Origin of the sequence: uncultured Aquimonas sp., assembly GCF_937888285.1 — a bacterium.
Taxonomy (GTDB): domain Bacteria; phylum Pseudomonadota; class Gammaproteobacteria; order Xanthomonadales; family Xanthomonadaceae; genus Aquimonas.
Map to the genome: position 1 here is coordinate 1 of NZ_CALART010000069.1, position 8,501 is coordinate 8,501.

The window sequence follows — 8,501 nt, forward strand, 5'->3', positions numbered from 1 at the left end:
CAGCTGGGAGAGCGTCGCGTTCGCAATGCGAAGGTCGGGAGTTCGATCCTCCTCGTCTCCACCAATACTTAAAAACCCAACCCTTATCGGTTGGGTTTTTTTCTGCCCGTTTTCCCCAGTGCTGGCGCGGGTTCGGGCCTCGCTGCGAAGGACGCCGCCGCCCCGGACACCCCGGTTTCGGGCCGTTTTCCGTTCTCAGATGCCCCCCATTCTCTGTTTCTGCGAAGGAGGACTTCGCACCCGCCCCAGCATTGGCGCGGGTTTCCGGCGGCTTGTTCGTCAGAAAAACCGCCCCGACGCAGGCGACCCGACCCCGGACGGGGCTACTCGTTGACGATGGGACGGACGTCCCAGACGATGGGCGTTCCGGGCCGGTAGACCACCTCGTTGCCGTGCTTGATGGACTCCTTCAGGTGCTCTGCCAGCGGTTTGTCGTACTGCGCAATCTTCTTGATGGCGCGACCAACGGCGTTGCGGAAGGCGTCCCGGACGTTCTTGCGCTTGTCACCAGCCTTCCGGAGCTTGCCGCCTTTGGCGGTTCCCCCGCTGATGGCACCGAAAATCTGGGCCAGCTCGTCCTCGATCTCCTCAATCCGCTGGTGATCCCCGTCGGCCTCGGCTTCTGCCTTCTCGGTGCAAAGGAGCTTGTAGCGAGCTTGGTATTGCGCGACTGCCTTCGCGTCGATTACGACTCCGGCGTCGCTCAACGGCGCTCCGGTCGTCACCTGAAACCCTTCCTCGATGTCATCGTGCTCCAGCCCGGAACTGGCCTGCTCGGCGATGCCCAGCGCGTAACCGCAAACGATCTCGTAGACCGATGCCTCCCGATTCGGATGCGCCAGCAGCAGGTTGATGTACTCCGCGCCCTTGTCCACATCGATGATGTTGATCCTGTTCCCGCGATTAAACCGAGCTTCCCAACCACCGCCACGCTTGCGGAAGAAGTTGTCCGGCTGCTTCTCCTTCGACGACACCGCTGGCACCGAGATCACCGACGCGGACTCATGCACCGTGCGGAGCAAGGCGTCGCCCGGCATGGTGCGCTCACGAATGGCCGTCGCATGGCGGCGAACCATTTCGTCTGACGCGGCGTTCACCTCGCCAGCATGGCGCTTGTAGAGATCGAACACGCGCTGGGCAGCCTGCGCCGTGCTTCCGCCGAGGAAGCGCAACACCCGGTTCACCTCGGCGTACTTGGCAAGAAACTGCCCGACGTTCTCCAGCGCCCCCACTTGGTTGGCGCGCTCCAAGTAGGACGCGGACATGATCTTGTCGTCGTCCTTGTTCCTGCTCTGGGTGAATACGTCCGCCTTGTAGTGATCAATCGGGTCGTACTGGTCGGCCTTGGCGGCGATGACCGCAAAGCGTCGGTCGATGCACTGTGAACACAGACCGCAGTGGGTGTGCTGGTTCGTCATCTCCCACGTGTGCGTGCAGGTCATCGAATGCTTGATCAGATCGGCGCAGCCGACCTTCACGATCTGCTCGACGACTTCGGCCTTGGTCTTCCAGATGTACGGGTTCTCGACCGTGAATGGCGCTTCGGCCACCAGCGTCATGATGTCTTGGAAGCCCTTCATCACCTTGGGGTGCGTCGTCCGGGTGGCGCGGCCACCGACGACCTGAGCGCACACCGGCAGGTTCAGGCTGATCACGCCGTTCTCGTAGAAGCGCACGCTGCTCAGGCCGAGCATCTTGGCGATGGTCGCGCCAATCGAGACGAACAGGAACGAGCGGCTGCGCTGCGTGTATTCCCGATTCATCGGCTTTTTCTTGTGGACGCGCACGCTGATCTGATGCGGCGCGTTGTCTCCGGCCTTCTGCGCCAGCAGATCTCGAAGCGTCTTGTGCCGGGTGTTGAGCTTGGGCGTGGCCTTGTGCGTGACCAGCACCACGCGGCGCTGCTGGCTCAACACCTCGTCGAGCGCACCCGCCAGCGAGTCGAGACCACCAGAGAACATCACCACTTGCTCCGGCTTGCCGTAGATGGCCTGCGCGTCGTTGAACTCCAGGTAGTCCTGAATCGAATGATCCTGCGCCAGTTTGACGAAGGTGAACTCGTAGTTGTCATCCGACAGAAAGCCCAGCGTCGAGGTCAGCGCGTTCTTCATCTCGGCGCTGTTCCAGAAATCCGGGTTGCGCACCGGCACCACGAAATGCAGGTCGCGCCGCCATCCATCGCCGAAGTTATCAACATCGTCTGCACCGCGCAGAATCACCTGATCCGCGCTGTAGACGTAGGTGGCGATCTCCAGCAGGTCGTGGAACTTGGCTGGCACGCTGCTGAACATCTTGCTGTGGATGTCCTCGATGCGCAGCGTGATGTTGCCTTCACCCTGCACGCCAGAAAGCCGAAGGCGAGTGTCGTTCTTCGGATCGTCGCTGATGCCCTTGGCCGAAGCATTTCCGCAAATGATGAACTTCTTAGTTTGCACTGGTGCGCGCTCCCAACTTCAATTCATCCTTCATCTTCTTCAGCGCATAGCCAGCAAAGCCATCGGACGATTTTCTTGAAATGTCGCCGCCTTCTTTGTGGCGGTGTTTGGAAAACCATTCGGACGAGAAGTCCCGGACGATCAGTGAGGCTTCCCGCGTGTGCGTGTCCAGCGCGTGATCGAACTGCGCCTTTTGGTTCATCGTCGCAAAACGCATTCCTTCGCCCACTTGGGTCGATAGCGTTTTGGACAAAAAATACTGAAGGCTCTCGTTGGTGAGCCGATCAAAGAATGAGCGCGACAGGTCGCCGAACTCCTTTTGCTTTCCGAGATTGGAAAGCGCTGCGCGCATCGTGTCCTTGTCGTTCGGAAAAAGCCCGTTCAAGTGAGGCTGAAGCGCGTCGGCCACCGCGCTGATCAGCGCGCGCCCGGAGATTTCAGCCAGATCGGAACGCCTATAGGAGCTGTCGACGGCACGATCCAAGGCATCTGAAATGCCCACCGTCACGTCAGACAACGTCGCGTCGTCCGGCAGGGAAATGCCGACGGATCGGAGGTGGGCGTAGGGATCGTCCTTCTTGGCAGCAATGGCCAACTGCGTCATCAGCCACACGGCTTCCGTGTAGCCCTTGTCATCCATCACGAAGGAGAACGCCTTTTCTGCTGCTGTGATGGTGGCGTTGGCGACCTGGGACACGTCAGCGCCAGCGGCGATCAGGCCGACGACCTCTTTCCACGCCTTCGTTCTTGGCAGTACCCCGAGCCGAACATGCCCCATCCAGGATTCCCCTCAATGAAATCAAAGCATCGTGGTCACTCGTTGCGCTTCACGATCACGATGCTCCGCGCCTTTCTTTCTTCTTTCCTCAAATACCCCTTGCGCACCAGCTGCGCGATTTGTTCATGGGCGCTGGCGTGGCTGATACCCAGCGCTTCGGCCAGCTCCTTGACGGTGGGCGGCAAGCCCGTGCTGTCCAGAATCTGGCAGATCGCCCTCAGCGTCCTTGTCTGCGGTTCCGTAATGCCTTCGGTCTTTCGCTTGCTCATGGCATGGCTCCTCACCGATCTGAACAATATATGACCTGATGAACATCAGGTCAATGGAGGCGACCCCGCGCGGAAAATCTCTAGCCTGATTACGGCCGCGAGGCTCGACGCCAAGCCCAAGGCGCAGTCGGATCGGCAGCCCGCCACAGCCCGACGTGGCGACTGCGCGCCTCCTGCTCGGCGAACTCGTAGGCACCGGCGTCCTCGGCAGACTGCTCCCGCGCGTACTGGCGGTACCACCACGCCATTCCGGTTGTAGCTGCGCCAGCCCGTCGTCCACGGTCTTGGGGTAAGTGCGTGCGGTGCAGAAGGGATCGGCGATCAACACCGCCCAAAGAAATCTGCTGGAAATCTCGCTCTCCCTATCTGATGCACTCCGAAACGGGATACCCCGACCGCCCTGTGTGCATATTCTTCGTAACGGTCTGACAACTTTACTGGCTACCGAAATGACCGTCGAACAAGCACTCCCCGAAATGATGTCGCCCCCACAACGGGCACGCGAAGCCGCAGAAATCATCGCGGCCGCCATTGCGCGATTGCATTCCACGCTTCCGCGCGACAGCGATATTTGCCTTGGCTTCTCGGCACCCGAGCGCGTTCATTCAAACCCGTCTACAGAAGGAGGTCACAAATGAACGCATCAACCACTGCGCCGTCGCTGGCGGCGCAAATCACCAGCCTGCCCAACTTGGCCATGAAGGACTTGTGGGTGGTCTGGGACAAGTATTTCCCGCAGCGCCCACCCCACAACAACCGGGCCTATGTCGAAGGCCGCGTCGCCTACAGGATTCAGGAGGAGGCGCTGGGCACCAAGCTCGTCGTGCAGACGCAAATGGCGCGGATCGGCGAAGCGCAGTCCAACATCAAGACGCAGCGCGGCGTCGAAGTACAGGTGATCCCCGGCACGGTGCTGGTGCGGGAATTCGACAACCGCGAACACCGCGTCACCGCGCAGGCGGACGGCTCCTTCGAGTACGAAGGCCGACGCTTCAAGAGCTTGTCCGGGGTCGCCCGCCACATCACCGGCACCCAGTGGTCGGGGCCGCTGTTCTTCGGGATCACCAAGAACAAGCCGAAGCGAGGTGCCCAATGAACGCCGTCATCACCAAGAAGCGCTGCGCCGTCTATACCCGCGTCTCCACCGACGAACGCCTCGACCAGTCGTTCAACTCCCTCGACGCCCAGCGGGAGGCAGGCCAAGCCTACATCGTGAGCCAGCGCGCCGAGGGCTGGTTGCCGGTGGGCGACGACTACGACGACGGCGGCTACTCGGGCGGCAACATGGAACGTCCGGCCTTGAAGCGCCTGATGAACGACATCATCGCCGACCAGATCGACATCGTGGTGGTCTACAAGATTGACCGTCTGACCCGCAGCCTGACGGACTTCGCCAAGCTCGTGGACATCTTCGAGCGCCACAAGGTGTCGTTCGTGTCGGTCACGCAGCAGTTCAACACCACCACGTCGATGGGCAGGCTGATGCTCAACATCCTGCTGTCCTTCGCGCAGTTCGAGCGCGAGGTCACGGGCGAGCGCATCCGCGACAAGATCGCCGCCAGCAAGCGCAAGGGGCTGTGGATGGGCGGCTACACGCCGCTGGGCTACGAGGTCAAAGACCGCAAGCTGGTCATCGAGGAGAAGGATGCCGAGATCATCCGGCGCATCTTCACGCGCTTCACCGAGAAGCGCTGCATCACGGACATCATCCGCGAGATGGGGCTGGAGGGCATCACCACCAAGCCCAACCGTCTGAAGGATGGCAGCGTGCGCAACGGCACGCCGATGGACAAGAAGTACATCTCCAAGGTGCTGCGCAACCCGATCTACGTGGGCGAGATTCGCCACAAAGGGGCGGTGTTTGCCGGTCAGCACGAGCCGATCATCACCCGGCAATTGTGGGATCGGGTGCAGGCCATCCTGTCCGAGGACGCGCACCAGCGCATGGGCAAGACCCAAACGCGGCACAAGACCGACGCGTTGCTGCGTGGCTTGATGTACGGCCCCGACGGTGGCAAATACCACATCACCTACAGCAAGAAGCCCTCCGGCAAGAAGTACCGCTACTACATCCCCAAGGCGGACAACCGCTACGGCTACCGCAGCAGCGCCACCGGGATGATTCCCGCCGACCAGATCGAGGAGGTGGTGGTCAACCTGCTGGTCGGCGCGCTCCAGTCGCCCGAAACCATCCAAGGCGTCTGGAACACGGTGCGCAAGCAATACCCGGAGGTCGACGAGCCGACCACCGTGCTGGCCATGCGCCGCATCGGGGAGGTCTGGAAGCAACTGTTCCCCGCCGAACAGGTGCGGCTTGTCAACCTGCTGATCGAGCGCGTCCAGCTCCTCTCCGACGGCGTCGACATCGTCTGGCGCGAGTCGGGATGGCGCGATCTGGCCGGTGAGTTGCGGGCGGACAGCATCGGCGGCGAGATGCTGGAAATGGAGGTGGCCCCATGAACCGCTCGTCCAAGACGCTGGTCGGCGATGGCAAACCCCACGAGCGCCGCCACCCGCTGGAAGGCGGCGGTGTCCGGATCACCACGTTCGTGCCCTTCCATTTCAAGAAGCGTGGCGTCAAGAAGGTGATCGTCGCACCGGAAGGCGTCAGCCAGCCGATTGCCGTCACCGATACGCCGGTGCTCACCCCCGAACAGGATCGCCCGCTGATCAGGGCTATGGGGCGCGGCATCTACTGGCAGCAGCTCATCGACAGCGGAAGACTGGCCAGCGCCACGGAGATCGCCGAGCGGGAGTGCATCCACCGCTCCACGGTCAGCGATCTGCTGCGGCTGGCGCTTCTCGCCCCCGACATCGTGCAGGCCGCCTACGAAGGACGGCTACCTCGGGCGGTGTCCTTGGAGGCGCTCCTGCGGGCCAAGGTGCCCTTGGACTGGAATGAGCAACGCCGGTTGATTGCGTCCTTCGGGTAGCGGAGGGAACGCAGAAATATTTTTCCGCTACGCCAAGAGTAGCTGTTGCTACGCCGGATGTAGCGCCTTCCCCGATGAAGGCGTGAAACGGCATCAACGGCTGGTACTGGACTGGCCACCGCTCACGCCTCCCTCCCTGAACGGGAAAGGAGCATGGCAATGGCCTATTCAATGGCACTGTCCCCTGGCTTCGGTGGCGCACCGAGCCAGCATTCCGGCGTCGACTTCAGCTCGACGTCCGCCCCCCACGCCTCGGAGTTGTCCGAGCGACGCTTCCTCAACGAGATCGAACTGGCCAGTCGCTGGGGCATGTCGCCCAAGACGCTGACGCGCTGGCGCGGCATGGGTCGAGGCCCTGTCTTCAACAAGTTCTCGAAGAAGGTGGCCTATCCCCTCGATGGCGAAAACGGCGTGCTCGATTTCGAGAAGCGTCACGTCTACGCATCCACGTCCGAACGCGTGCCGGTTTGAGGAGGATGACCATGAGCAATCTGACCTTCTTCCCCGCCGACCTCGCGGCCATGAGCATCGCCCAGCTGGTGGTGCTGTCGATCACGGACTTCACGTCCTCCGAGCACCACGTCGACGAGGCCATCGTCTACCTCAAACAACTGCGCGCGAAGCTGGATGCCGCCAAGCTCCAGCGCTACGGCGAGCAGGGGCGCGTCGCGCTGCGTGATTCCGGCCGCGATTTCGGCACAGCTCACATCAATGATGGCGCGCTGCACGTCAAGTACGAACTCCCCAAGAAGGTGACCTGGAGTCAGGCCATCCTCAAGGAGATGGCCGAGCGGATCGTTGCCTCCGGCGACAGGGTCGAGGACTACATCGACATCAAGCTGTCGGTGTCCGAGTCCCGCTACACCAACTGGCCAACGGCGTTGCAGGAGCAATTCGCTGCTGCGCGCACGGTCGAGGAAGGCAAGCCGAGTATCACTCTGGCGCTTGATGGGGGTGCCGCATGAAAAAGCTCCCCATCGTGTCCGCCGTCGAGCGGATGGCCGAGCGCAAGGGTGTGAAGCTGCTGATGCTCGGCAAGTCCGGCATCGGCAAGACCTCCCGGCTCAAAGACCTCGATCCCGCCACCACGCTGTTTCTCGACATCGAGGCCGGTGATCTGGCGGTGGCCGACTGGCCGGGCGACACCATCCGCCCGGCATCGTGGCCGGAATCGCGCGACTTCTTCGTGTTCCTCGCGGGGCCGGACAAGTCGCTGCCGCCAGAGGCCGCGTTCTCGCAGGCGCACTACGACCACGTCATCGAGAAGTTTGGCGCGCCGACGCAGCTCGACCGCTACCAGACCTTCTTCCTCGACTCGATCACGCAGTTGTCGCGCCAGTGCTTCGCGTGGTGCAAGACGCAGCCGGGTGCCGTCAGCGACCGCACCGGCAAGCCTGACATGCGTGGCGCTTACGGCCTGCTCGGGCAGGAAATGATCGGCGCGTTGACCCATCTGCAACACGCACGCGGCAAGAACGTGGTGTTCGTGGCGATCCTCGACGAACGCCTTGATGACTACAACCGCAAGGTGTTCGTGCCGCAGATCGAAGGCAGCAAGACCAGTCTGGAGCTGCCCGGCATCGTCGATGAGGTTGTGACGCTGGCCGAGATCAAGGCCGAGGACGGCAGCGCCTACCGCGCCTTCGTCACCCACACCCTCAATCCCTACGGCTTCCCGGCCAAAGACCGCAGCGGTCGCCTCGACCTGCTGGAGCCGCCGCATCTCGGCGCGCTGATCGCCAAGTGCGCAGGCACGCCCGTGCCCGCCAGCGCCGCCACCCCGAACACCACCGAATCCAAGGAGTAATCACCATGTCGTCCAACTATTTCGATTTCCAAGATGCCGACCCCCAACAGTCCGGCTTCGATCCGATCCCCAAGGGCACCACTGTCCCGGTGCGCATGATCCTCAAGCCCGGTGGCTATGACGACCCGTCGCAGGGCTGGGGTGGCGGCTACGCCACCGAGTCCTTCGAGACTGGCTCCATCTACCTCGCCGCCGAGTTCGTGGTCACGGCGGGCGATTACGCAAAACGCAAGATGTGGTCGAACATCGGCCTGCACTCCAAGAAGGGGCCGACCTGGG

The 8,501-nt window shown here is 62.3% G+C and carries 9 protein-coding genes and 1 pseudogene; 7 read left to right on the forward strand and 3 right to left on the reverse strand.

Features of this window, described 5'->3' with window-relative positions; all coding sequences use genetic code 11:
• Positions 1 to 323: 323 nt before the first annotated feature.
• From Q0654_RS14170 to Q0654_RS14180, 3 genes are all read right to left on the reverse strand, one after another.
• Positions 324 to 2,435 carry a 7-cyano-7-deazaguanine synthase gene (locus Q0654_RS14170; RefSeq protein ID WP_298854917.1) on the reverse strand — a complete coding sequence of 704 codons (2,112 nt, stop codon included), beginning with the start codon at positions 2,433 to 2,435 and terminating at the stop codon, positions 324 to 326.
• Positions 2,425 to 3,132, reverse strand: a complete 708-nt coding sequence (locus tag Q0654_RS14175; protein ID WP_298854919.1) for a hypothetical protein — start codon at positions 3,130 to 3,132, stop codon at positions 2,425 to 2,427. Before Q0654_RS14175 ends, Q0654_RS14170 begins: the two co-directional genes overlap by 11 nt.
• Positions 3,133 to 3,248: 116 nt before the next feature.
• Positions 3,249 to 3,482 carry a MarR family transcriptional regulator gene (locus Q0654_RS14180; RefSeq protein WP_031688223.1) on the reverse strand — a complete coding sequence of 78 codons (234 nt, stop codon included), beginning with the start codon at positions 3,480 to 3,482 and terminating at the stop codon, positions 3,249 to 3,251.
• Between the two features lie 634 nt (positions 3,483 to 4,116).
• Between Q0654_RS14180 and Q0654_RS14185 the strand changes: the two genes are divergently transcribed.
• The 7 genes and pseudogenes from Q0654_RS14185 to Q0654_RS14215 all read left to right on the forward strand — a co-directional run.
• Positions 4,117 to 4,578 carry a DUF2924 domain-containing protein gene (locus Q0654_RS14185; protein ID WP_298854921.1) on the forward strand — a complete coding sequence of 154 codons (462 nt, stop codon included), beginning with the start codon at positions 4,117 to 4,119 and terminating at the stop codon, positions 4,576 to 4,578.
• On the forward strand, positions 4,575 to 5,942 hold the full coding sequence (locus tag Q0654_RS14190; protein ID WP_298854922.1) for a recombinase family protein: 1,368 nt from the start codon (positions 4,575 to 4,577) through the stop codon (positions 5,940 to 5,942). The genes Q0654_RS14185 and Q0654_RS14190 overlap by 4 nt, the downstream gene beginning before the upstream one ends.
• The gene (locus Q0654_RS14195; RefSeq protein ID WP_298854923.1) at positions 5,939 to 6,415 is read left to right on the forward strand and encodes a hypothetical protein; all 477 of its coding nucleotides are present in this window, start codon (positions 5,939 to 5,941) and stop codon (positions 6,413 to 6,415) included. The genes Q0654_RS14190 and Q0654_RS14195 overlap by 4 nt, the downstream gene beginning before the upstream one ends.
• Positions 6,416 to 6,568: 153 nt before the next feature.
• Entirely contained in the window at positions 6,569 to 6,886 is a 318-nt protein-coding gene (locus Q0654_RS14200) for a DNA-binding protein (RefSeq protein ID WP_298854925.1), read from the forward strand.
• Positions 6,887 to 6,897: 11 nt separating this feature from the next.
• Positions 6,898 to 7,380, forward strand: a complete 483-nt coding sequence (locus Q0654_RS14205) for a hypothetical protein (RefSeq protein ID WP_298854926.1) — start codon at positions 6,898 to 6,900, stop codon at positions 7,378 to 7,380.
• Entirely contained in the window at positions 7,377 to 8,222 is an 846-nt protein-coding gene (locus Q0654_RS14210) for an ATP-binding protein (protein WP_298854927.1), read from the forward strand. The genes Q0654_RS14205 and Q0654_RS14210 overlap by 4 nt, the downstream gene beginning before the upstream one ends.
• A gap of 5 nt (positions 8,223 to 8,227) precedes the next feature.
• A pseudogene (locus tag Q0654_RS14215) lies at positions 8,228 to 8,501 on the forward strand (hypothetical protein); the annotation flags it as partial.